General features: G+C 68.3%; 22 protein-coding genes and 1 pseudogene. 6 read left to right on the top strand and 17 right to left on the bottom strand.

Features of this window, described 5'->3' with window-relative positions; all coding sequences use genetic code 11:
• Positions 1–27 precede the first annotated feature (27 nt).
• The gene (locus tag GRF61_RS17495; RefSeq protein WP_169151910.1) at positions 28–1,998 is read right to left on the bottom strand and encodes a MacB family efflux pump subunit; all 1,971 of its coding nucleotides are present in this window, start codon (positions 1,996–1,998) and stop codon (positions 28–30) included.
• A complete protein-coding gene (locus tag GRF61_RS17490) occupies positions 1,995–3,332 on the bottom strand; it encodes an efflux RND transporter periplasmic adaptor subunit (RefSeq protein WP_211166044.1) in 1,338 nt (445 codons plus the stop codon). Before GRF61_RS17490 ends, GRF61_RS17495 begins: the two co-directional genes overlap by 4 nt.
• A gap of 350 nt (positions 3,333–3,682) precedes the next feature.
• On the opposite strand from GRF61_RS17490, the gene GRF61_RS17485 reads away from it, so the two are divergent.
• Positions 3,683–4,681, top strand: coding sequence for a cytochrome-c peroxidase (locus GRF61_RS17485; protein WP_169151908.1), 999 nt, complete (start codon positions 3,683–3,685; stop codon positions 4,679–4,681).
• A 155-nt stretch (positions 4,682–4,836) separates the two neighbouring features.
• Complete coding sequence (locus GRF61_RS17480) at positions 4,837–5,253, top strand: transcriptional repressor (protein WP_169151907.1); 417 nt, start codon at positions 4,837–4,839, stop codon at positions 5,251–5,253.
• Between the two features lie 103 nt (positions 5,254–5,356).
• Here the strand turns inward: GRF61_RS17480 and GRF61_RS17475 are convergent, their stop codons facing one another.
• The 11 genes from GRF61_RS17475 to GRF61_RS17425 all read right to left on the bottom strand — a co-directional run bounded on the left by GRF61_RS17475 (position 5,357) and on the right by GRF61_RS17425 (position 14,563).
• A complete protein-coding gene (locus GRF61_RS17475) occupies positions 5,357–5,779 on the bottom strand; it encodes a biopolymer transporter ExbD (protein WP_169151906.1) in 423 nt (140 codons plus the stop codon).
• A complete protein-coding gene (locus tag GRF61_RS17470) occupies positions 5,780–6,538 on the bottom strand; it encodes a MotA/TolQ/ExbB proton channel family protein (protein ID WP_169151905.1) in 759 nt (252 codons plus the stop codon). It lies immediately after the preceding gene.
• A gap of 5 nt (positions 6,539–6,543) precedes the next feature.
• The gene (locus tag GRF61_RS25090; protein ID WP_169151904.1) at positions 6,544–7,344 is read right to left on the bottom strand and encodes an energy transducer TonB; all 801 of its coding nucleotides are present in this window, start codon (positions 7,342–7,344) and stop codon (positions 6,544–6,546) included.
• A gap of 40 nt (positions 7,345–7,384) precedes the next feature.
• Entirely contained in the window at positions 7,385–7,537 is a 153-nt protein-coding gene (locus GRF61_RS17460; protein ID WP_169151903.1) for a hypothetical protein, read from the bottom strand.
• A 75-nt stretch (positions 7,538–7,612) separates the two neighbouring features.
• Positions 7,613–8,092, bottom strand: coding sequence for a bacterioferritin (gene bfr, locus GRF61_RS17455; protein WP_169151902.1), 480 nt, complete (start codon positions 8,090–8,092; stop codon positions 7,613–7,615).
• Positions 8,089–8,322, bottom strand: coding sequence for a (2Fe-2S)-binding protein (locus GRF61_RS17450; RefSeq protein WP_169151901.1), 234 nt, complete (start codon positions 8,320–8,322; stop codon positions 8,089–8,091). The genes bfr and GRF61_RS17450 overlap by 4 nt, the downstream gene beginning before the upstream one ends.
• Before the next feature lie 40 nt (positions 8,323–8,362).
• Complete coding sequence (gene hemP, locus GRF61_RS24870) at positions 8,363–8,461, bottom strand: hemin uptake protein HemP (protein ID WP_169151915.1); 99 nt, start codon at positions 8,459–8,461, stop codon at positions 8,363–8,365.
• A gap of 509 nt (positions 8,462–8,970) precedes the next feature.
• Positions 8,971–9,411: a hypothetical protein gene (locus GRF61_RS17440; protein ID WP_169151900.1), complete on the bottom strand. Its 441-nt coding sequence runs from the start codon at positions 9,409–9,411 to the stop codon at positions 8,971–8,973.
• The gene (locus tag GRF61_RS17435; RefSeq protein WP_169151899.1) at positions 9,398–10,597 is read right to left on the bottom strand and encodes a hypothetical protein; all 1,200 of its coding nucleotides are present in this window, start codon (positions 10,595–10,597) and stop codon (positions 9,398–9,400) included. Before GRF61_RS17435 ends, GRF61_RS17440 begins: the two co-directional genes overlap by 14 nt.
• Positions 10,594–13,032, bottom strand: coding sequence for an EAL domain-containing protein (locus GRF61_RS17430; protein WP_348982424.1), 2,439 nt, complete (start codon positions 13,030–13,032; stop codon positions 10,594–10,596). Before GRF61_RS17430 ends, GRF61_RS17435 begins: the two co-directional genes overlap by 4 nt.
• 148 nt (positions 13,033–13,180) lie before the next feature.
• Positions 13,181–14,563: a malonyl-CoA decarboxylase gene (locus GRF61_RS17425; protein WP_169151898.1), complete on the bottom strand. Its 1,383-nt coding sequence runs from the start codon at positions 14,561–14,563 to the stop codon at positions 13,181–13,183.
• Positions 14,564–14,721: 158 nt separating this feature from the next.
• On the opposite strand from GRF61_RS17425, the gene GRF61_RS17420 reads away from it, so the two are divergent.
• Together GRF61_RS17420 and GRF61_RS17415 are read left to right on the top strand one after the other, a co-directional pair.
• Positions 14,722–15,396: a PAS domain-containing protein gene (locus tag GRF61_RS17420; RefSeq protein ID WP_169151897.1), complete on the top strand. Its 675-nt coding sequence runs from the start codon at positions 14,722–14,724 to the stop codon at positions 15,394–15,396.
• 77 nt (positions 15,397–15,473) lie between these two features.
• Positions 15,474–15,899 (top strand): two-component system response regulator, encoded by a 426-nt coding sequence (locus GRF61_RS17415; RefSeq protein ID WP_348982423.1) that lies wholly within the window; start codon positions 15,474–15,476, stop codon positions 15,897–15,899.
• Positions 15,900–16,059: 160 nt separating this feature from the next.
• Here GRF61_RS17415 and lgt read toward each other — a convergent pair whose 3' ends face one another.
• Entirely contained in the window at positions 16,060–16,851 is a 792-nt protein-coding gene (lgt, locus tag GRF61_RS17410; RefSeq protein WP_169151896.1) for a prolipoprotein diacylglyceryl transferase, read from the bottom strand.
• A gap of 10 nt (positions 16,852–16,861) precedes the next feature.
• Positions 16,862–17,539: a YceH family protein gene (locus tag GRF61_RS17405; protein ID WP_169151895.1), complete on the bottom strand. Its 678-nt coding sequence runs from the start codon at positions 17,537–17,539 to the stop codon at positions 16,862–16,864.
• Between the two features lie 121 nt (positions 17,540–17,660).
• Here GRF61_RS17405 and GRF61_RS17400 point away from each other — a divergent pair, with 121 nt between their 5' ends.
• Complete coding sequence (locus GRF61_RS17400) at positions 17,661–19,769, top strand: adenylate/guanylate cyclase domain-containing protein (protein WP_169151894.1); 2,109 nt, start codon at positions 17,661–17,663, stop codon at positions 19,767–19,769.
• A gap of 137 nt (positions 19,770–19,906) precedes the next feature.
• Here GRF61_RS17400 and GRF61_RS17395 read toward each other — a convergent pair whose 3' ends face one another.
• Positions 19,907–20,533, bottom strand: coding sequence for an OmpA family protein (locus GRF61_RS17395; RefSeq protein ID WP_211166042.1), 627 nt, complete (start codon positions 20,531–20,533; stop codon positions 19,907–19,909).
• Between the two features lies 1 nt (position 20,534).
• Positions 20,535–20,981 (bottom strand): FecR family protein, encoded by a 447-nt coding sequence (locus GRF61_RS17390; protein ID WP_211166041.1) that lies wholly within the window; start codon positions 20,979–20,981, stop codon positions 20,535–20,537.
• A 114-nt stretch (positions 20,982–21,095) separates the two neighbouring features.
• On the opposite strand from GRF61_RS17390, the pseudogene GRF61_RS17385 reads away from it, so the two are divergent.
• Positions 21,096–21,803, top strand: a pseudogene (locus GRF61_RS17385) (hypothetical protein); the annotation flags it as partial.

The raw sequence follows: 21,803 nt of genomic DNA, 5'->3' as shown, positions 1-21,803 counted from the left end.
CGGGGAGGGCTTGCGGATGCATGTCTGTCATTCCGAGGCGAGCGCGACCACCGGGTCGAGGCGGGCGGCCTTGCGTGCCGGGAGATAGCCGAAGATGAGGCCGGTGGCGAAGGCGCAGCCGAAGGCGAGCAGCACTGGCGCCAGGGTGTATTTGATGGCGGTGCCGAAGGCCGCAATGACGGCGGCGGCGCCGAGGCCGACGGCGACGCCGATGGCGCCGCCCAGCGCCGAGACCACCAGGGCCTCGATGAGGAACTGCTGCAGGATGTTCTTCATGCGCGCGCCGGTGGCCATGCGGATGCCGATCTCCCGCGTCCGCTCGGTCACCGACACCAGCATGATGTTCATGACGCCGATGCCGCCCACCAGCAGCGAGATGGCGGCTACCGCGCCGAGCAGGATGGTGAGGGTGTTCTGGGTGGCGGACACCGTTTCCAGGATGGAAGCCATGTTGCGGATCTGGAAATCCTCCACGCCGTGGCGGGCGGTGAGCAGGCTGGTGACCTCCGCCTGGGTGGCGTCGATGCGCGCCACGTCTTCCACCGCCACTGTCACGTTGCGCAGGAAGCGCTGGCCGGTGAGGCGCAGGCTGCCGGTGGTGTAGGGCACGAAGACGATGTCGTCCTGGTCCTGGCCGAAACCGGTGGCGCCTTGCGCACTCATGACGCCGATGACCTGGAAGGGGATGTTGTTGACCAGGATGTAGCGGCCTATCGGATCGCTGCCGGGGAAGAGGCCGTTGGCCACCGTCTGGCCGAGCACCGCCACCGTGGCGTAATCCGCTTCGTCGGCGGCGCTGAAGAAGGTGCCGGAGGCGACCGGCCAGTTGCGGGCGATGATGAAGTCGGCGGAGGTGGCGTTGGCGGTGGTGCGTTGGTCGGCGTTGCCGAAGCGCACGGTGACGTTGGCGCTCTGCTCCGGCACCGAGGCAAGCACATTGGGCAACTCGCCGATGGCGCGCACGTCGTCTATCACCAGCGTGGCGGTGGTGTCCCGCCCGCGCTGGTTGGGCGCGCCCGGCCGTATGGTGAGCAGGTTGGTGCCCATCGCGCTGATGCGGTCCACCACCTGCTGCTTGGCGCCATCCCCTATCGCCAGCATGGCGATCACCGAGCCGACGCCGATGACGATGCCGAGCAGCGTCAGGATGGAGCGGAAAATGTTGGCGCGCAGCGCCCGCAGCGCGGTACGGGTGGCCTCGACCACGTCGGTGAGCGAGGAGCTGTGGTCCCGCCGCGGCGCGAAGTCCGGCTCCGGTTCTTCGCGCGGACGTGGGCCGGGGTCGGAGAGGATGTTGCCGTCGCGGATCTCGATGATGCGTTGCGCTTCCTCCGCCACCTCGCGCGCATGGGTGATCAGGATGATGGTGTGGCCCTGCTCCGAGAGCTGGCGCAGCAGCTTCATTACCTCGACGCCGCTCTTGCTGTCCAGCGCGCCGGTGGGCTCGTCGGCGAGGATGATGCGGCCGCCGTTCATCAGCGCACGGGCAATGGAAACCCGTTGCTGCTGGCCGCCGGAGAGCTGGCTGGGACGATGGCTGCAGCGCTCGCCCAGGCCCAGCGTGGCCAGCAGCGCGGTGGCGCGGGCATGGCGCTCGTCTGGCGGCATGCCGCAGTAGATGGCCGGCACCTCGACGTTCTCGCGGGCGGTGGCGTTGCCGATCAGGTTGTAGCTCTGGAATACGAAGCCGAAGGCCTCGCGGCGCAGGCGGGCGAGATCGTCGCGGCCGAAACCGGCCACGTCCTCGCCCATGAAGCGGTAGGTGCCGCGGGTAGGGCGGTCCAGGCAGCCGAGGATATTCATCAGCGTGGACTTGCCCGAGCCGGAGGCGCCCATGATGGCGACGAACTCGCCCGGGTAGATGTCGAGATCCAGGCCGTGCAGCACCTCGGTTTCGAGCTCGCCATTGCGGAAGGTCTTGGTGACGCCGCGCAGGGAAATCAGCGGACCGGCCGGCGAAGGCGCCGGCCGTGCCAGGGGAAGAGGCTCGCGCTTCATAGCCGGGGCGGCATCCGCGGGGCCTGGCTGTCGGCGGACTGCGGGCGGGCGGCGACCATATTGCCGGAGGCGATGCGTTCCCCTTCCTCCAGCCCGGACAGCACCTGCGCTTGTACCCGGTTGCTGACGCCCAGCTCCACCGGACGATCCTCCAGCGTGCCGTCGGCCCTGGCGACCTTCACCATGCCGCGCCGGGGGCCATGCGCGCCGGCCTGGGACGGCCGCCGGCGTTCGCCACCGGCTTCGCTGCCACGCTCGCCACGTTCCGGACGCTCCGCCCCGCCTGCGCGCGGGCCACGCTCCCGGCCGCCCTCGCCCGCCTGGCCGGCGGCGGTCTGCATGCCGCCGGCGCCGGCGGGGCGCTCGCGTTGCCCGGGGCCCTGTCCGCGCGGCGGCCGGCTGGCAACGTTGAGCGCGGACATCGGCACCACTAGCGCGTTGCGTGCGGAGGCGACGATGAAGAAGACCTGGGCGGTCATCTGCGTCATCAGCCGGCCATCCGGATTGGGCACGTCGAAAAGTGCATTGAACAGCACCACGTTGTTGGTGACGGTGGGCGTGGGCTCAATCTTCTCCAGCCTGCCGTACCAGCGCTGCCCCTGGCCACCCAGGGTGGTGAAGTAGGACTCCATGCCGACCTTGAGGCGGGCGACGTCGGCCTCGGAAACCTGGGTCTGTACCGTCATCGTGTTCAGATCCGCCACCCGCAGCACGGTGGGTGCGCTCTGGTTGGTGTTCAGCGTCTGCCCTTGGCGGGCGCTGATGGACACGACGGTGCCGCTCATCGGTGACAGGATGCGGGCGTATTGCAGGTTGGCTTCGTCCGCCCGCAGCGAGGACTCGATCTGCTCGATCTGCGCCCGCAACGCTTCCAACTGCGCCTCTGAGGATTGCAGCGAAGCCTCCGCGTTCTGCAGCGACTCGGCGGTGGTGGCCTCTTCGCGCATCAATGCCTGCTGACGCTTCAGCTGCAGGCCGGAGAGCGTGAGCTGGGCCTCGCGCTCCTTCAATTGGGCGCGCAGGTTGCGCAGTTGGGCGCGGGAGGCATCGACCTTGGCGAGGTAGACGGTGGGGTCGATTTCCGCCAGCAGATCACCGGCTTTCACCTCTGAACCCACTTCGACATGGATCTTCTTCAACTGTCCGGACACCTGGGCGCCGACGTCTACATAGTCACGAGGCTGCAGGGTGCCGGTAGCGGTGACCACGTCCTCGATGTCGCCCCGCTGCACGGTGGCGAACTGGTACTGGGCCTGCGGATCGGTTGTGCGGAGGAAATTGCTCCAGACGATGTAGCCGCCAAGCAGCACGACGCCGCCCACGATCGCGAACATGGGCCAGCGCCGGGGCTTGGCCGGCCTTGCGGGAGAAGAGAAGGAGGGCTTGTCCATGCTTTCAGAAGAGAAAAAGGCGCAACGGCGGGCGAATGTCGAGGGCTGAAGGATACGGGCTGCCCCGGCGGGGCTTTGTATCGTATTGCAGGCGCGGCGAGGGGCTGTTGCCGATTACGACGAAAGTGGAATAGGGCTGCTTTCATGATCTGGGTCAAGAAACCATGCTTTGAAGAGGGGTTAAATCCGCTTGCATGTTTAGAACGGGTCTAATCGACCGATCTGTCATGGACCGTTGCCGGCGCTACCGATCTGCCTGCAACGGCGCGGATCAACTCACGAAGGAGAGCATCATGAAGCTGAATTCCACCGGGATCGCGCTGGCCGTGGTCGCGACTGTCGCCGCCGGCTCCGCCTGGGCGGTGCGGGACGAGCCCATTCAACCTATACAGCCCGCCAAGGTGACGAACCCGGCCAAGGTCGAGCTCGGCAAGCGCTTGTTCTTCGACCCCCGGCTGTCCCGCTCCGGCTTCATCTCCTGTAATTCCTGCCACAACCTGTCCATGGGCGGTTCGGACAACCTGCAGACCTCCATCGGCCACAACTGGACCAAGGGCCCGATCAACGCCCCCACCGTGCTCAATTCCAGCATGGCGGTGGCGCAGTTCTGGGACGGCCGCGCCAAGGACCTGAAGGAGCAAGCCGGCGGCCCCATCGCCAACCCTGGCGAGATGGCCTTCACCCATGACCTCGCGGTGGACGTGCTGCAATCCATCCCTGGCTACGTCGCCGAGTTCAAGGCGGTGTACGGCTCCAGCCGCGTCGAGATCGACAAGGTTACCGATGCCATTGCCGCCTTCGAGGAAACCCTGGTGACGCCGGGCTCGGCCTTCGACAAGTGGCTGCAGGGCGACGACAAGGCGCTGAACAAACGCGAGCTGGCCGGCTACAAGCTGTTCAAGGACAGTGGCTGCGTTGCCTGCCACAACGGGCCGGCGGTGGGTGGCACCTCCTTCCAGAAGATGGGGCTGGTTGAGCCCTATGTGACCAAGAGCGGTGCCGAGGGCCGTGCCGGTGTCACCGGCAAGGACGAAGACCGCTTCAACTTCAAGGTGCCGACCCTGCGCAACGTGGAGCTGACCTACCCGTACTTCCACGACGGTCAGGCGCAGACGCTGGAGGACGCGGTGGATGTGATGGGCCGCCTGCAACTCGGCCGCAAGTACTCCAAGGAGGAGATCGGCCAGATCGTCGCCTTCCTGAAGACGCTCACCGGCGATCAGCCTTCCTTCATCCTGCCGCTGCTGCCGCCTTCCTCCAATGAAACGCCGAGGCCGGTGCCCTTCGACTGAGTCAGGCAAGCTCAGGCCACGGATGCCGGAGGAATGCCGGCCGTCCGTGGTCGATTGACAGTCATCGGGGGTAATACCAAGATCCGACTACCGGGCGAGCAGGCCCGGCCAGGCCGGAAAGGCTCCCGATATCAATCACGATAGGCTCCACAGAGATGGAAACATCATCAAGCCGCTACCTGGCCGACCGTCTGCGCGCCATCGGCGTGCCGGTGACCCTGCAGCGGCTGGAAATCGCACGAGTCATGCTGTCGCGGCCGGTGCACCTGTCTGCCGAGCAATTGCTCGCCAAGGTGCGCGATACCGTGCCGGAGACCTCGCGCGCAACGGTGTACAACACGCTCAGACTGTTTCGCGAGAAGAACTTGGTCAAGGAACTGATCGTTGATCCGGAGCGGGTGGTCTACGACTCCAATGTCGAGCCTCACTACCATCTCTACGACGTCGATACCGGTGAGCTCACCGATGTCGCTGCCGAGGAGCTGCATGTGATCGGCGTGCCCAGCCTGCCCGCCCATGTCGAACTGGAGCAGGTGGACGTGATCATCCGGGTGCGGGGCAAGCGGGTGTAACGCCGCCGCTCGTGCCTGCCACTACCGCTGCGGCTTCCGCAGGAAAACAAAAAGGCCACGCAGTGCGTGGCCTTTTCTTTTGGGCTGGGGAGGCTAGGGCGGGTCAGTGCGTCGTTTCCGGCTGGGTGATGAAACCCATCTTCTCCACGCCGGCTTCGCGTGCCTGGGACATCACTTCCGCCAGCTTCTGGTAACGGGTGTTCTGGTCGGCGCGCAGATGCAGCTCGGGCTGCGGAGTCTGCGCCGCCGCGCTGCGCAGCCGCTCCGGCAGCACAGCGTCGTCCATCGGCTCGTTGTTCCAGAACAGCTTGCCTTCCTCGTTGATCGCCAGCGTGACCGTCTCCGGCTTCTCGGTATTGGGCTGACTGGAGGCCTTGGGCAGGTCGATCTTGACCGAGTGGGTGAGCAGCGGCGCGGTGATCATGAACACGATCAGCAGCACCAGCATCACGTCGATCAGCGGCACCATGTTGATGTCGCTGGACGGGGCGCGCTCGCTACCCTGGTTGAAGCCACCGAAAGCCATTTACGCAGCTCCACCGGCACCGGCCAGGCGCACCGGCGCGCTGGGGGCGTTCTCTTCACGCTCGTTCAGCGGGCTGATGCGGGCGCCGGTGCAGAACCAGGCGTGCAGATCGTGGGCGAAGGCGTCCAGTTCGGAAAGCTCGACGCGGTTGGCGCGGGTGAAGGCGTTGTAGGCCAGCACGGCCGGGATGGCGACGAAGAGGCCGAAGGCGGTCATGATCAGCGCTTCGCCCACCGGGCCGGCAACCTTGTCCAGCGTGGCCATGCCGGAGGCGCTGATATTCACCAGCGCGTGATAAATACCCCAGACGGTGCCGAACAGGCCGACGAAAGGCGCGGTGGAGCCGATGGAGGCCAGCATGGTCAGGCCGGACTCCAGCGAGGCGGTGGACAGCGAGATGGACTTGCGCATCGCGCGGGTGATGAATTCATCCGCGTTCAGTTTGCCGCCCAGGGTTTCGCGGTGGGTGTGACGGCGTACGTGGTCGGTGGCAGCCGCGCCTTGCTGGGCGAGGGACTCGAAGGGGGAGTCCGGCGCACGTTTGCTCAGGCGCTTGAGACCCTCGGTGAGGTCGGGCGCCGCCCAGAAGGATTCGACCGCGTCGTCGAAGCTGCGCGCGCGCAGCTGGCGCAGGCTGCGCACCAGGATCAGGTACCAGCTGGTGATGGACATGACCAGCAGCATGAGCGCAACGATGCGGATGACCATGTCGGACTGGGCCCAGAGGTGGGCAAGTCCGAAGGCTTGTGTGGTTTCCATGGGGCTTACTTTCCTTCGAGATTGAAAACGATGGGTACCAGTACCCAGGCTTCGATGGGCTGATCGCCCTGCTTAGCGGCAACGAAGCGCCAGCGGGTCACCGCGTCGCGGGCTGCATTGTCCAGCCGTTCCGAGCCCGAGCTCTTGGAGAGCTCGATCTTGGCCGGCAAACCTTCAGGGGAGACGAGCACCCGCAGCATCACCCGGCCTTCTTCGCGCATGCGGCGCGATAGCGGCGGATAGCTGGGGGCAGGGTTGTTCAGGTAGTCGGCGTCGAAGCGTGCCGCGGTGACGGGCGCGGGTGGCGTCGGTGCCGGAGGTGCGGGGGGAGCCGGGGGCGCTTGCGGTGGCGCTGGCGGAGTCGGCTCGTGCTTCTCGGCGGAAATTGCGCTTTCCGAGGTGGTCGTTGGTTCGGGCTCGCGGGCCACCGGTTTGGGGCGCGGCTTGGGTTCGACCTTGGGCGGAACCGGCTTGGGGGGCGTGGGTTTCTCGACCTTCACCGGCGGTGCGGGCGGCGCGGGTTCGGGTTGAGGCGGCGCTTCCAGCGGAATGAAGGCGACCTGGATGGGCGTGATCTGGGGCGGGATGGTGACCTTGGCGCCGAAATAGACCATGGTCGCCAGGCCGCCCAGATGCAGCCCCAGGACCAGTACGGCCAGGGAGGCGCGCTCGGTGCGGCCGCTGCTGCGCCTGCCGCCGGAGGGCGGCTGCGGGGCGGCGGGCGGAGTCGCCTGCCGCGCCTGGTGCGACTTCTGGGCGTTGTTGTCGCCGTTCAGGGCAAGAGCCGGGGAGGCAGCGGCGGTCATCGGTGGAAATCCGGGGAGAAGCGGGAAGTCGACATCGTAATCAGCGCAGGTTCAAGGTCATGCCGGCCAGGGACGGTTCCATCAGCAAGTGCATGAGCAAGGCTGCGATGGCCAGGTAGAGCGCAAAGCGCCGCGCGGGAAACGCGGGTACTGCACGGTTGTCGGTGCGCGGGCGGGGCGGGCTGGTTTGCATGGCAATGCGAATCTCCGTCGGCTGAGCGCACCGGTTGCTGCTGGAGCGTCCGGCGGACGCTCCAGCACGGGCCGGTTATGAGGCCTCCGGGTCCATCTGCGATTGCAGGTAGTTCGGCAGGCCCACCTGGGCAACCAGGTCGATCTGGGTTTCCAGGTAGTCGATGTGCTCTTCGGTGTCTTCGAGAATGTCTTCCAGCAGATCGCGGGAGACGTAGTCCTTACAGGACTCGCAATAGGCGATCGCCTCGACCAGATCGGCGCGGGAGGCTTGCTCCAGCTTCAGGTCGCCGGCGAGGCACTCGGGCACGTTCTCGCCGATCATCAGTTTGTTGAGGTTCTGCAGGTTGGGCAGGCCTTCGAGGAAGAGCACGCGCTCGATGAGATCGTCCGCATGCTTCATCTCTTCGATGGATTCTTCGTACTCGTGCTTGCCCAGCTTGATCAGGCCCCAGTTCTTGTACATGCGGGCGTGCAGGAAGTACTGGTTGATCGCCGTCAGTTCGTTGGTCAGTTGCTTGTTGAGTAGCTGAATGACTTTCTTGTCGCCTTTCATGAGGCCTCCACGGCAAGGGGAAACGAGGGCAGGACGCCCGCGGGCATCCCGTAGTCCGGGGCCTGTTCGGCCATTGCAGCGCGCAGGCAATCGCGAGCGCATACCGCGCAGCGGCCGCATTCGGCAGTGACACCGAGATCCTTGCGCAACTCGCGCATGGTGGTCACGCCATTGCGTACCGCTTCGTTGATATGCCGCTCGGTTACCGCGTTGCAGACACAGACATACATAGTCTAGCCTCGTTGAGGGTTTTTGCCGTTCCTGGCCGTGCTACTTGGTGAGAATCAACTTTCCCGCACGGGTGGTGCGGAGTACGTACTGCACACCCTGATGGTCGATCGTGACGCTGGTCCGCCCCAGCAGCAGCATGCTGCTGGGGATCGGGGGCTCGGCCGGGGTGGCCTGCCTTTCCGCGAACCTGGGCAGGTCGCGGGCTACCGGGGCGCATGTATCTGCCGGAGCAATCGACTCTGCTGTCATGTTGCATCGCCATACAAATAAGAATGATTTGCATTACATCACCATTGCGCAGCTTTCGTCAAGTCCGCGCGGTACAGGGCTCTGCGCGTCTGTGACTTACTTCTCCGGCTTGCAGCATGGGCGATCGGAAAGATGTGCCTATTGCATATGCCGTCCTGCTCTCCGGCAGGCTGCTCTCCCTCGTCTCAAAGCAGGAAGCGGGCCATCGTCAGGGGCACCTGACGGGAGGGCGCATCGCCGATTTTCGATGAGGGCAAGCCCCGGTGTTTATGCGCGATCCCGGCAGCTGCAGGCCAGGTCGGCGGGTGCTTGGGGTTTGCCGAGCTGTGCCGGAGGCCCGTTTTTTGTCGGCTTCGCTACAAGCTTGCGGGGACTGCAGCAGGATTTGCTGCGACGGTTCAGGGGGCGGGCAAGGTCAGTAGCACGCGGACGCGCGGATCCAGGGCTTCCATCGGCAGGTAGGCGAGGCTGGCGCGCCCTTCCGCCAGCCAGCGCAGGATTTCTTCCATCCCGCTGGCCTGCCGCGGGGGGAGGGCGCGGCCGGTGAAGACCTGGCGCGACCAGTACGCCCGGATCTGCGCTGGATTCTTGCCGGTGAGGCTGAGGTAGAAGGCGTCGCGCACCGGCCCTGGTGGCAAGTCGATGAGCACGGCGGCCTGGCCGTTGGCCAGGGTGGCGCGGTGGCCGAGGTAGAGCTGGGTGGCTTCTTCCCGGCTCAGATCCTGGATGTCGGACTGGCGGCCAGTGACCAGGGCGATGTCCGCCCAGGCGAGGCGGATGCACAGCGCCAGCGGCAGGGCGACGGCCCAGGCGAGGAGGGGGCCTCTAGAAGACAACATCCAGGGACAGGCTCAGCGTGTCTATCGTGCGTCCGCGCATATCGGCGGCGGCGGGCTCGCCGCGGGGAAAGAAGCTGCCCCAGCCGTCGCGGTCGGTATGGGTCCGCGCCCATTCGGTCTTGAGCGCGGCATTGGCGGCGAAGTCCCAGCGCAGACCCAGGGTGGCGCTGCGCTGGGCGACGTTGCGCGAGGCGAGGAAGCCGTCGAAGGCCTGGGCGAGTGCCGGGTCGCCGAGGTCGGCGCGGGCGACCGGTTTGTCCTGGGTTTGCCGCGCCAGCGTCACGAAAGGCAGCCAGTTGCCGAAGCGGCGGCCGGCGGTGAGATGCCAGCCATGGCTGCTGTTGGCGTAGCGGGTGTTCTCGCGGCGGGCGTATTCACCGATCAGCAGCCAGACGCCGTCGTCCCACTGGAAGCCGGCGGAGCTGAACCGGGCGCGGCCGTCGTTGCCGGAGAGGTCGGCAAGCACGTCCGCGCGGCCCAGCATCTGCAGCACGCTGGTTAACTGGCGATAATCCGGGTCGCTCCACTGCAGCTGCAGGCGCGCGCGCACATGGCCGAGGTGCACCAGGAGGTTGCCGTGGGTGAGGGAGAGGTTAAGGCCCAGGGCTTCGCGCAGGCCGATGTCGCCATCCTTGTACAGCGGGATGTCGCTGCGGCCGGCGTAGGGGTGCAACTCCAGCTGGGTTTCGCCCAGCTGCAGGCGGTAGAGCAGGTCGACGCCATCCAGGTCGGGGAAGGGGTTGAGGTTGTAGACCTCGCCCGGCGGCCGGACCCACGGGTTGCCGTAGTTGATGTCCAGCGTGTCCGACAGCATGAAGAAGGGCACCCGCATGCGGCCGGCGCGTACCGTCAGCGTTGGGCTCAGGGCGTAGCTGAGGAAGGCCAGGCTGGGCCGCGGGGCGTATCTCCCCTCCGGCGTTTCGCGGCTGATGACCTGCAGCGCGGCGCCGAGCCGGTCGCCGAAGCGGAAGTTGCCCTGCAGGCCCGCCACCGTGTCCGGGCCGAAATCCGGATTCTCGGCGCCGGGGTGATCGACGCCGATGCGGGCATAACGAAGATCGCTCGCCGAGGTGGAAACCATGCCCAGGGTGGCGAAGCCGGACCAGCGCACATCCGGCGCTTCTGCGTGCGAGGCGCTGGCCTGCAGCAGCGTCGCGCAGGCGAGGAGCAGGCGCAGCAGCCTCATCCGGCCAACGCCAGCGGGGGCGGGAGCCGTGCCGTCATTGCGTCGGCGGGCAAGGGCCGGGAGAAGAGGTAGCCCTGGCCGTAGTCGCAGCGCATTTCGTGCAGCAGGGCGGCCTGGTCTTCGGTTTCTATGCACTCGGCGACCACTGCGATGCCGAGATCGTGCACCAGCTCGATGCTGCGGCGGACGATGGCCCGCAGCCGGGCGTCGTCGGTCAGCGAGCGGACGAAGGAGCCATCCAGCTTGACCACGTCGCAAGGGATGGTGTGCAGATAGCTGAGCGCCGAGAAGCCGGTGCCGAAGTCGTCGATCAGCACCATGACGCCTGCCTGGCGCAGCTGCTGCAGCGCGGCCTTGGCCGGGCCGTCGGGCCGGGCGAACAGGCTCTCGGTGACTTCGATGCGGATGCAGGTCGGCGCGATGCGGTGGCGGGCGATGGCGTCCAGCAACTCGGCGGCCAGCGCCGGCCGGCTCAGCTGGCGGGCGGAGAGATTGACGCTGACCGGCGGCGGCGCGTAGCCCTCGCCCTGCCAGCGGGCAAGGTCTGCGCACACTTGTTCCAGCACCTGCATGCCGAGCTCGTGCACCAGGTCCAGCGCTTCGGCGAGGGGGATGAAGACGTTGGGCGCCATCAGGCCGCGGGTCGGGTGCGGCCAGCGCACCAGCGCCTCCATGCTGCTCAGCCGCTGCTCGGCCAGGGTGACGATGGGCTGGTAATGGACGATGAGGGCGCGTTCTTGCAGGGCCTGGCGCAGGTCGGATTCGAGCTGCAGCGTGAGCAGCGTCTGGGCGTGCATGGATGCGTGGAAGACGGCCACCGGCGAGTCCTCCGCCTGACGTGCCTTGTGCAGCGCGTTGTCGGCATCCCGCAGCAGGGCGCCGGCGTCCTCGTAGTCCGGCTCGCCGAGGGCGACGCCGATGCGGCACTTGGGGTGCAAGGGCTTGCCGGTGGCGGGCAGGGCGAAGGCCGGCAGCTCTACCAGGGATTCGGCCAGGCGCAGCGCTTCGGCGCTGTCCTTGAGCCCGTCCAGCAGGACGGCGAACTGGTCGCCGCCGACGCGGGCGACGATGTCGCCGGCGCGCAGCGAGGCGGAGATGTGGCCGGCGATGCTGCGCAGCAGGGCGTCGCCGGTGGCATGGCCATAGCTGTCGTTCACCAGGCTGAAGCGTTCCAGGTTGATCGCCAGCACCGCGAAGCGCTCGTCGCCATCGCGGTGCTGCTGGCCGATGGCGCGGCGCACATGCTCGATGAAAAGGGCGCGGTTGGGCAGGCCGGTGAGGCCGTCGTGCAGGGCGTCGTGCACCAGCTGCTGCTCCGCCTGCTTGCGCATGTCCACATCGCCGATGGAGCCGGCCATGCGGATGGCGCGGCCGCTGGCGCCGCGGCGGGCGACGCCGCGGGTGACCACCCAGCGGTAGCCGCCGTCCGGCAGGCGGATGCGATGCTCGCAGGTGAAGCGGGCGCTGATGCCCTTGAGGTGTTCGGCCATGCGCTGGCGGTAGGGCTTCACATCGTCCGGGTGAAGCAGGTCCAGCACCTGTTGGGGCGAGCCGGGCAGGTCGTCGGCATGGCGGCCGGCGATTTCGCGGAAACGTTCGGAGTAGTAGATGGTGTTGCCCGGGATGTCCCAGTCCCACAGCCCGTCGTTGGCGCCTTGCATGGCGAGGGCGTAGCGGTCCTCGCTGGCGGCCAGGCGGTCGGCGGTGTCCTGCAGCTCGCCCACCCGTTCCTGCAGCGTGGCCGCCATCAGGTTGAAGTGGCGTGCCAGCCGGGACAGCTCGTCATTGCCATACACCGGCAGGCGGTGTTCGAAGTGGCCGTCGGCGATGGCGCGGCTGCCGTCCAGCAGGCGGCGTACCTTGCTGCTGAGCAGGTAGCCGAGCGAGGAGATGAGCAGGAAGGTGAGCAGCAGCTCGGCGGAGGCGATCAGCGTGCCCTGCTCGATGATGGCTTTGCGCGCGGCGGCGAGGATGGAGACCGAAACGCCGAATTGCAGGAAGCCCACTTCATTGCCCGGCAGCAGCAAGGGCCGGCGGATGTGGATGACATGTTCCGCGAGCGCTCGCTCTATGTCTGCCGGCAGGGCGGCGCTGCCCACGGGCAGCGGTTCGAGCTCCGGCCGTCCGGCGGACAGCAGCAGGTGGCCTTGGCCATCGCCGATGCGCACATAAGCCAGCCCGCCGTGGGCATCGGCCAGCAACTCGCCGAGCAGGTCCTGCAGCGCGGGGTAGCGTTCCTGTTCGCCGAAGGCGGTGGCCATGGCGTGCAGCATGCTGGCGTTTTGCTCGACCAGGGTGTCCAGGCTGGCGGAAGCAGCCTCGCTCATCAGGCGGACGCTGTTCACCACCAGCAGGGTAAGCAGCACCACCTGGACGGCGGTGCTGGCGAGCAACAGGCGGACCCGGATTGAAGCGGGCCGGAAGGGCAGGCGCACGAGGGAGATATCCGTCAGCTAGGGGGCGTGGCGGTCAACTCCGCCGGCAGGGTGCCGATGGTGCCCGTAACCACTTTGGGATCATACGGCCGGCGTAGTAGCGGCGGGTGAGACATGCGTCATGATCGCCAGCGGATTGCGCCTGCGGTCAGCGCCGGGCCTGGCGGCGGACGGCGGGGGAGGCGTCGATGCGGCCTTCGCTGGCATACGCCTCCAGGTTGGATTCGATGCGGTCGGGGGCGTAGAGGTAATTGACCATCAGCCCCCAGGACTGCGCCAGCCCTTTGGCCGAGCTGTCCGCCATCCAGTTCAGCCGCTCCACGCGGGCGCCGTTGCCCAGGTGGAAACGGGCGACCGGATCCACCGGCCGGCTGTCGCCGGCGGTGTGCAGCAGGTAATGGGCCGCCACCCGCAGCAGCGGCTCCTTGAGCGCACGCGCCAGCGCGGGGTCGTCCTGCCACTCCGCCTTGCCCTCCAGCAGGGCGCCCAGGCGGGGCGAGTCTGGGCCCTCCACGCCCGCCGCCGCCAGCTTCTTCCAGTCGGCCGGCGTGAGCGCGCTGGCCAGCTCCTCCGGATGGCGGCCCGCCCAGCGCACCAGGCCGGGCAGGGGCGACAGGGTGGCGAAGCACTTCAGCTTGGGGAAGTCGCGCTGCAGGTCTTCCACTACCCGCTTGAGCAGGAAGTTGCCGAAGGAGATTCCGCGCAGACCGGCCTGGGTATTGCTGATGGAGTAGAAGATGGCGGTGTCGGCGCGGCGGGTGTCCTGCACCGGCGCATGCTCGTCCAGCAGCTGCTGCACGTTGTCGGCCAACTGCTCCAGCAGGGCGACCTCGACAAAGATCAGCGGCTCCAGCGGCATGCGCGGGTGGAAGAAGGCATAGCAGCGGCGATCGGTGTCCAGCCGGTTCTTGAGGTCGTTCCAGGAGCGGATCTCGTGCACCGCCTCGTACTCCACCAGCTTCTCCAGCAGCACTGCCGGCGAGTGCCAGGTGATGCGGGTGAGTTCGAGAAAGCCGACGTCGAACCAGGCGGTGAGCCGAGCCTCCAGTTCGCGGTCCAGCGGCTTCAGCAGCGGCTCCTCCGGCAGGTAGCGCAGCAGGTCGGCGCGCAGGTCCACCAGGAACTTCACCCCCTGCGGTATCGCATTGAACTGGGTGAGGATGCGGATGCGCCGGGAGCGCATGGCCGCGCGCAGCTGCGCCTCCGCGTCCCACTGCCGCTCGCTGCCCACCGCGGCCTGGTAGGCCTTGTGCGCGGTGGCCACCTGGGCGGGGTCGGGGCCGAACTCCAGCGCGATCATGCGCAGCACCGCGCGGCGGCCGCCGTCGTCCAGGCCCAGATAGGTTTCCGCCAGGCGGGCGGCGCGCTGGCGGGTGGATATTTCGCCGCCCCGGCCTTCGGCGCATTCATGCAACTGCTGGCGGATCCGTTCCAGGATTTTCTCCGACGGCTCCCTGGGCTTGGCGGTGGCGTTGGCGACCATCTCGCGCATGCGGGAAAGCCCGCGGGAAAAGAGGTCGGTGGCGGACATGGACAGTCTCCAGAAACGGGCCGAGTGGGTGGCGCCATGATATCGCGCCGCCCCGCGCAGGGCCCGCGGGCGGCCCGGAGGGCCTGCCGGCAGGGGCTGCCCGTGTCGCCGGCCTTGGCGTAACATCGGCTTACCCCCGCCGGCAGGAGGATGTGCTGATGAGCGACGCTCCCCTTCCCCCGCTTCCGCCATCCCCTTCGCCAGGGCTGCTGGCGCTGCCGGCCACCCTGATCTACGCTGCCTTCGCGGTAGCCTGGATCATCTATTCCGACCAGGTGATTTCCTTGTGGGTGAGCGAGCCGGCCCGGCTCACCGAGCTGCAGACCTACAAGGGGCTGTTCTTCGTGCTGGTTACCTCGGTGCTGCTGTGGATCCTGGTCAGGCTGGGCTTTGCCCGCCTTACCCAGTTGCAGCAAGGCTTGCTGCGGCGGGAGGCGCGGTTGCGACTGGCGATACGTGCCACCGGCCTGGGGCTGTGGGACTACCGGGTGGATGGCGACGTGGTCGAGCACGACGAGAGCGTCGCCCGCATGGTGGGAGCGGCGCCGGAGGCCTTCAGCGAATCGGCCGAAGCCTGGCTGGAGCGGGTGCATCCTGAAGACCGGGAGCGGGTGCGCGAGCGCTTCCGTGCCTACCTTGGCGGGCGGGTGGCGACCTACCAGTGCGAGTTCCGCCTGCGCCTTGCAGGCGATATCTACCGCTGGTTCAGCTCGGTGGGGCAGGTGGTGGAGCGGGATGGCGAGGGGCATGCCCTGCGGGTGGTGGGAACCTATCTGGACATCTCCGACCGGCATCCGCAAAGCCCCGCCGGCGCCATGACGCAGCGAGTGTGACGTGTTGCATAAACCCTTTGATGCGAGGGGTTGATGCTTGTCAAGGGCGTATGCCATCGTGGAGGTGGAGGTATGCCGTGACGATTCCCGATTGCCAGCCCTGCCTGATGACCGCTCACCAGACCACGCCGCTGCGTGTGCTGCTCGCCGTGCCGGAGACGCCCACCTGTGCCAAATTGAAGGCGGAAATCGCCATCCGCTCCGGCGTGCGCATCGTTGGCAAGGCGGACCGGGAGAGCGAGGCCATGCGGCTGTTCTTCCGCATGCGGCCGGAGGTGCTGGTGGTCGACTGGCGCATTGCCGAGCATGAGCCGGCTCGCCTGGTGGGCCTGCTGAAGCGGGTGTCGCCGGGAACCTGTGCGGTGGCGGTGGTGCCGGGTGTGGACTCCATGCCCGCCCGTGCCGCCCGCGCCCTGGGAGCAGACCATGTCGTCGTGGCGGCGGATCTGCCCGATTGCCTGGAGCGCATCGCGGCCGATGTCGAGGCGCGCAGCCGCCACTGAAACCACTGCGTCTCCCTTGCCCGGCGTCCGCTGGCGTGAGGGCGGGGGAAAGCGGCTTCCAGCGCCGCCGGCCGCGCCTCCTTTCTCCGTTTTCCTGCTTGCCGGGCCGCCGCGTATGGCGCCGGCACGACCTGGCGGCAGCCCGGCCGCCGCCGTCCGGTCAGGTCCTGAGCTTCCGGCTGTAGCCGAACAGCAGCGCGCCGGCCAGCACCATGGGCACGCACAGCCATTGGGCGGTGGACAGCCCCATGGACAAGGTGCCGAAGATGCCCGGATCCGGCGTGCGGAAGAACTCGGCGATGAAACGCAGGCAGCCATAGCCGAGCAGGAACAGCGCCGATACCGCCATCCGTGGCCGTGGTTTGGCGGCGAAGAACCACAGGATCAGGAACAGCAGCAGCCCTTCTCCGGCGGCTTGATAAAGCTGCGAGGGATGGCGCGGCAGATCGTCCACCAGCGGAAACACCATCGCCCACGGCAGGTCCGGGCTGGCCGGGCGGCCCCATAGTTCGCCGTTGATGAAGTTGCCGATGCGGCCGGCAGCCAGGCCCAGCGGCACCATGGGAGCGATGAAATCCGTCACCTCCCAGAAACCGCGGCCGTGCTTGCGGCCATACAACCACATCGCCACCAGCACGCCGAGGAAGCCGCCGTGGAAGCTCATGCCGCCCTTCCACACCGCGATGATGTCGGCCGGGTTGCTGAAGTAGTAGCCGGGCTGGAAGAACAGCACCTCGCCCAGGCGGCCGCCAATGATGACGCCGAGCACGCCGTAGAACAGCAGGTCGTCTATGGCCTGCGGCGTCCATCCGCTTTCGGGGCGCCGGCGTGCATGCAGGCGGCCGAGCACGATGAAGAGCACGAAGGCGATCAGATACATCAGCCCGTACCAGCGCACGGACAGCGGGCCGACCGAGAAGGCGATCGGATTGATCTGGGGATGGATCAGCATGCGTCCGGCCCTATTCGAACTGGCGGCGGAATTCTTCGAAGCCGCGCTTGAGGGTCTCCACCTCCTCGCGCAGCCGCTTCACCTCTTCTTCCAGCTCGCCGAGCCGGCCGCGGCCACCGCCCCCGCCCCCGGCGGCAGCGCTTTCCTGTGCCGCTTCCAGCGCCTCCTCGCCGCCGAGCAGATGCATGTAGCGGGTCTCCTTGGTGCCGGGCGAGCGCGGCAGGCTGACCGCCAGCGGCGGGTACTTCTCGGCCAGGTGCTCCAGCACAGCCTCCACGTCGGCGATGTCGTCGAAGCGGTGCATGCGCTCGCAGCGCTGGCGGATCTCGCCGGCGGTCTGGGCGCCGCGCAGCAGCAGCACCGCGAGCACCGCCTGCTCGGCCGGCGGCAGCGAGTGGCGCAGCCGCAGCTGGTGTTCGTACTTGGAGACGCGGCCACTGGCTTGGTCGCGGCGGCTCACCAGCCGCAGCCCGATCAGGCTGTCGATGGCCGCCTGCACCTCGGCCTCGCTCAGGCTCATCACCGGCTCGCGGGCGGTGAGCTGGTTGCTGCCGGTGGTCAGCGCATTGACCGACAGCGGATAGGCGTCTGGCGTGAGGAAGGCTTTTTCGGCCAGTACGCCGAGTACGCGGAGTTCGGCGGGGCTCAGGGAGTAGGTCTTGTCGTCGCTTGCGGCGGGGCTGTCCATGGTGTTTCCGGAGCTGGGGCGGGAGGGGCGATGATAAAGGAGACGCGCTTTCCGCGCGGCAAAGCAGGTGGCGGCGCTCGGCTATGATGGCCGCTCTGCCCATTTTCCCGTCTTCTCCAGGATGTCTCTCCGGCACCGCATTTCGCCCGCTGCCCTGTCGATTCCCCTGCTGATCGCCGTGCTCGGCCTCGTCCTGCAACTGCTGGAGCCGCAGGCGGTGCTCGCGCTGCGCCATGCGGTGTTCGACCAGTTCCAGCGCTGGCAGCCGCGCCCTGCCGCAGAGGCGGCGGTGCGGGTGGTGGACATCGACGAGGAAAGCCTCGCCCGGCTGGGCCAGTGGCCCTGGCCGCGCACCCGGCTGGCGGAGCTGCTGCAGCGCCTGGACGGTGCCGGCGTGGCGGCGGTGGGCTTCGACGTGCTGTTCGCCGAGGCGGACCGGACCTCGCCAGCGGCCATGGGCGCGCTGTGGCAGGTGCCCGCGCCCTTGCGCGGCGAGCTTGCCAGCTTGCCCGACCATGACGAGGCTTTCGCCGCCGCACTGGCGCAGGTACCGGCGGCGCTGGGTTTCGTCGCGGTGGAGCGGGGTGCGCCGCCGCGGGATGCCGGCTGGCCTTTCCGTTTCGTGCTCAGTGGCGCGCCGCAAGTGCAGCGCCTCTTCCACTTCGACGCCGCGGTGATGCCGCTGCCGGCGCTTGCGCAGGCGGCCGCCGGGCTGGGTTCGATCAGCTTCGTGCCGGACCCGGACGGCGTGGTGCGGCGGGTGCCCATGGTGTTCCGCCTCGGCGAAGCGACGGTGCCGGCGTTGGTGGCCGAGGTGCTGCGGCTGGAGCAGCGGGCACGCAATTACACCCTGATGGGCGATGCCCATGGCGGCCTGGCCGGCTTGCGCATCGGCACCCGCGACATCATCACCAATCCGCGCGGCGAGGTCTGGGTCCATTACGCCCGGCCGGATGCCGGCCGTTACCTGCCGGCCTGGCGGGTGCTGGCCGGCGAGGCGGATGCGGACCTGCGCGGCCGGCTGGTGCTGGTCGGTTCCTCCGCCCAGGGCCTGATGGACCTGCGCTTCAGTCCGGTGAGCGGGCCCATGCCCGGGGTGGAGGCGCACGCCCAGGTGCTGGAGCAGATCCTTGCCGGCGACGTGCTGCAGCGGCCCGTGCTGGCGCCGGCGGTGGAGAGCCTGGCGCTGCTGCTGGGCTGCCTGGCGGTGGTGCTGGCGATGGCCCGGGCAGCGACGCCGCTGGCGCTGGGCGTGCTGGCGCTGGTGCTGGGCGGGCTCGGCTGGGCGGGCTGGGCCGCCTTCTCCCGCCACGGGCTGTTGTTCGACCCCGCCCTGCCGGCGCTGACGGTGCTGCTCGCCTTCATCGCCGCCGGCATCGCCCGCTATGTCGCCGGCGAGCGGCGCCAGCGCTGGATACGGCGGGCCTTCTCACGCTATGTGTCGCCCAACCTGGTGGCGCATCTCGTGGCGCATCCGGAGCAACTGGCGCTGGGCGGCAGGCGGCAGGTGTGCAGCTTCGTGTTCACCGATCTGGCTGGCTTTACCGCGCTGATGGACAAGCTGGACCCGGCGGAGGCGGTGGCCCTGCTCAACCGCTACCTGGACGAAATGATAGGCATCGCCTTCCGCCACCAGGGCACGCTGGACCGCATCGTCGGCGACGCGGTGGCCATCATGTTTTCCGCGCCGGTGCCGCAGGCCGACCACGCCTGCCGGGCGCTGGCGTGCGCGCGGGAGATGGCCGCCTTCGGCGCCGCCTATGCGGCGGAGCTGGCAGCGCAGGGCGTTCCCTTCGGTCACACCCGGGTGGGCGTGCATACCGGCGAAGTCATCGTCGGCAATTTCGGCGGCAAGGCCATCTTCGATTACCGCGCGCTGGGCGACGCGGTGAATACCGCTTCCCGGCTGGAAGGCGCGAACAAGTACCTCGGCACCCAGCTGTGCTTGTCGGCGGCAACCCTGGCTGCTTGCCCGCAGGCGCCGGTGCGGCCGGTCGGCCGGCTGATGCTGCAGGGCCGCAGCGAGGCGCTGATGGCCTACACCCCGGCGGAGCCGGAGGATGGTGCCTACGCCGCCGCCTACGCTTTGCTGGCTGCGGGCGACGAGGGCGCGCTCGCGGCCTTCACCGAGCTCGCGGCGCTGCGGCCGGAGGATGCGCTGGTGCGCCTGCATCTCGCCCGGCTGCGGGCCGGCGCGCGGGACGACCTGGTGGTGCTGGAAGGGAAGTAGCCGCGCCGCGAGGGCAGAGGCTCCGGCTTCGGCCTGTGGCGCAGGCAAGGGCGCGCCCCAGCTCCGCAAAAAGAAAGGGCGCCGTGGTCCAGGCCCGGCGCCCTTATCCTTCCCCTTGCCGATGGCGCGGAATGCGTTCAGCGCACCGTCACCTCGACCCGGCGGTTGCGCGGCTCCTGGGTTTCGTCCGGGGTCGGGATCAGCGGATTGCGTTCGCCGTGGGAGGTGGCGTTCATCTCCAGCGGCTTCGCGCCTTCGCTCTCCAGCAGCTTGCGCACCGCCTCGGCACGCGCCAGCCCCAGGCCCTCGTTGGCGCTGGCGTTCCCCACGGTGTCGGTGTGGCCGATGATGGAGACATCGGCCGCCGGCCGGCGGCCGATGGCGGCGAGGATGGCCGGCAGGCGGGCGAGGGATTCCGCGGTCAGGCGCTCGCCGCCCTCGAAGTAGAGCAGGAAGCTCTCCGGCAGCGGCGGCTGGGCGGCCAGTGCGGCGCCGAAGTCGCGCTGCACCTGATCGCCATCCACCATCAGCGGGCGGGGGCCGTCGGCGGCCAGTGCCAGCGCGTCGCCGGCGCGTTCCACGCTGGCCTGCTGGCCGCCGGGGCCGGTCACCAGCACCTTGCCGGTGCCGCCGCCGGGGTTCTCCAGCAGCACCAGGTAGGACTGCGGCGCGCAGCCGGCGATCAGCAGCGCGCCGGCAAGGCCGATCGCGCTGCGGCGGGCAAGGAAAGCCTTGTTGCGGGTGGAATTCATGAGTTCGCGCATGTCAGTCGGCCACCTTGACGACGAAGCGGGTGCCGCGGACGCCTATGGTGCCGGTGGGCGTGCGTACGGTGACCGCCTCCGGCTTGAGCTTGGCGATGACGCCGGAGATGTAGTGCAGCGTGCCGCGCAGGATGCGGGCGTCCAGCCGCAGCGCTTCGCGCGCTGGGGCGTAGAGATAGTCGTCCACCGAGATCTCGGTGTCCGGGCCGAGGGAGAGCACGGTGTTGTCCTTGAGGATCAGGCCGAGGCTGGCGTTGGCGCCGGTGATGATGCGGTCGCCCAGCTTCAGCGCGCTGCCGACACGCGCCGCACTGGTGGTTTCGCCGCTTACGATGTTCGCATCGCCGCTGAGTGTCTTGACGTATCCTATCCGCGCATTGTCTTCGGCGTGCGCGGATAGGCCAAACGCAAGCATCGCGGCAAGGCAGAGCGATCGGAGATAGTTCAATGGGGACTCCGGGGAACTGGGGTTGCCCGGTACGGGCAGGCCGTAAGTAATACCTTGCTTCCACGCTCGCCGCAATCGACCGGTAGCCCTGGGAGCGCAGGCAAAGGACGGTAAATGGGCATTCCGGCTGGGCTGAAGCTGCGCTTTCATTACCTGACCACGGCCTTGCTGGCGGTGTTCGTCGTTTCCCTGATGGGCGTCTTCCTGTTCGCCGCCTGGAACCGCTTCGACGAAATGGCGGAGGAGAGCGCCACCGGCATCTTCGCCCACATCGCCGATCACAATGCAGCGCGCCTGCAGGAAATGATCGCCTCCGCCAGCCGGCTGGTGCGCATCCAGGCCAGCGTGGAGGCGGTCAAGCTGCACCGCGACGGCCGGCTGGACACCGCGCTGGTGGCGCCGGCACTGCTGGTGGCGGTGCGGGAGAATCCCAATCTCTACGGTGTCTATCTCGGCCTGGACAACGATGATTTCGTCCAGGCCATCGGCGTGCGCGGCGATCCGGCGGTGACGCAGGCCCTGGCCGCGCCGGCGGATACCTGGTTCGCGCTGCGCACCATCCTCGCTGACACCGACGGCCGCACCGAGCACTGGCGTTTTCTCGACCGCGATGGCGTCCAGCTGGCGGAACTGCAGCGGCCGGCCGAATATCGCCCCGGCACCCGCCCCTGGTACCAGAGCGCCCGCAGCCAGGCAGGGCTGCAGGCCACCGATCCCTACCACTTCCAGTCCTCGCAGGCGCTGGGGCTCACGCTGTCGCAGGCGCTGGAGGGCGGCGGCGGCGTGGTCGGCGCGGATCTGGCGCTGGGCGAACTGCAGCGC

The sequence above is a fragment of the Azoarcus sp. TTM-91 genome (genome assembly GCF_012911025.1).
In the GTDB taxonomy this organism is placed as follows: Bacteria; Pseudomonadota; Gammaproteobacteria; order Burkholderiales; family Rhodocyclaceae; genus Azoarcus.
The sequence above is the reverse complement of the archived record's forward strand: the minus strand, read 5'-3'. Positions and strand labels throughout refer to the sequence as shown.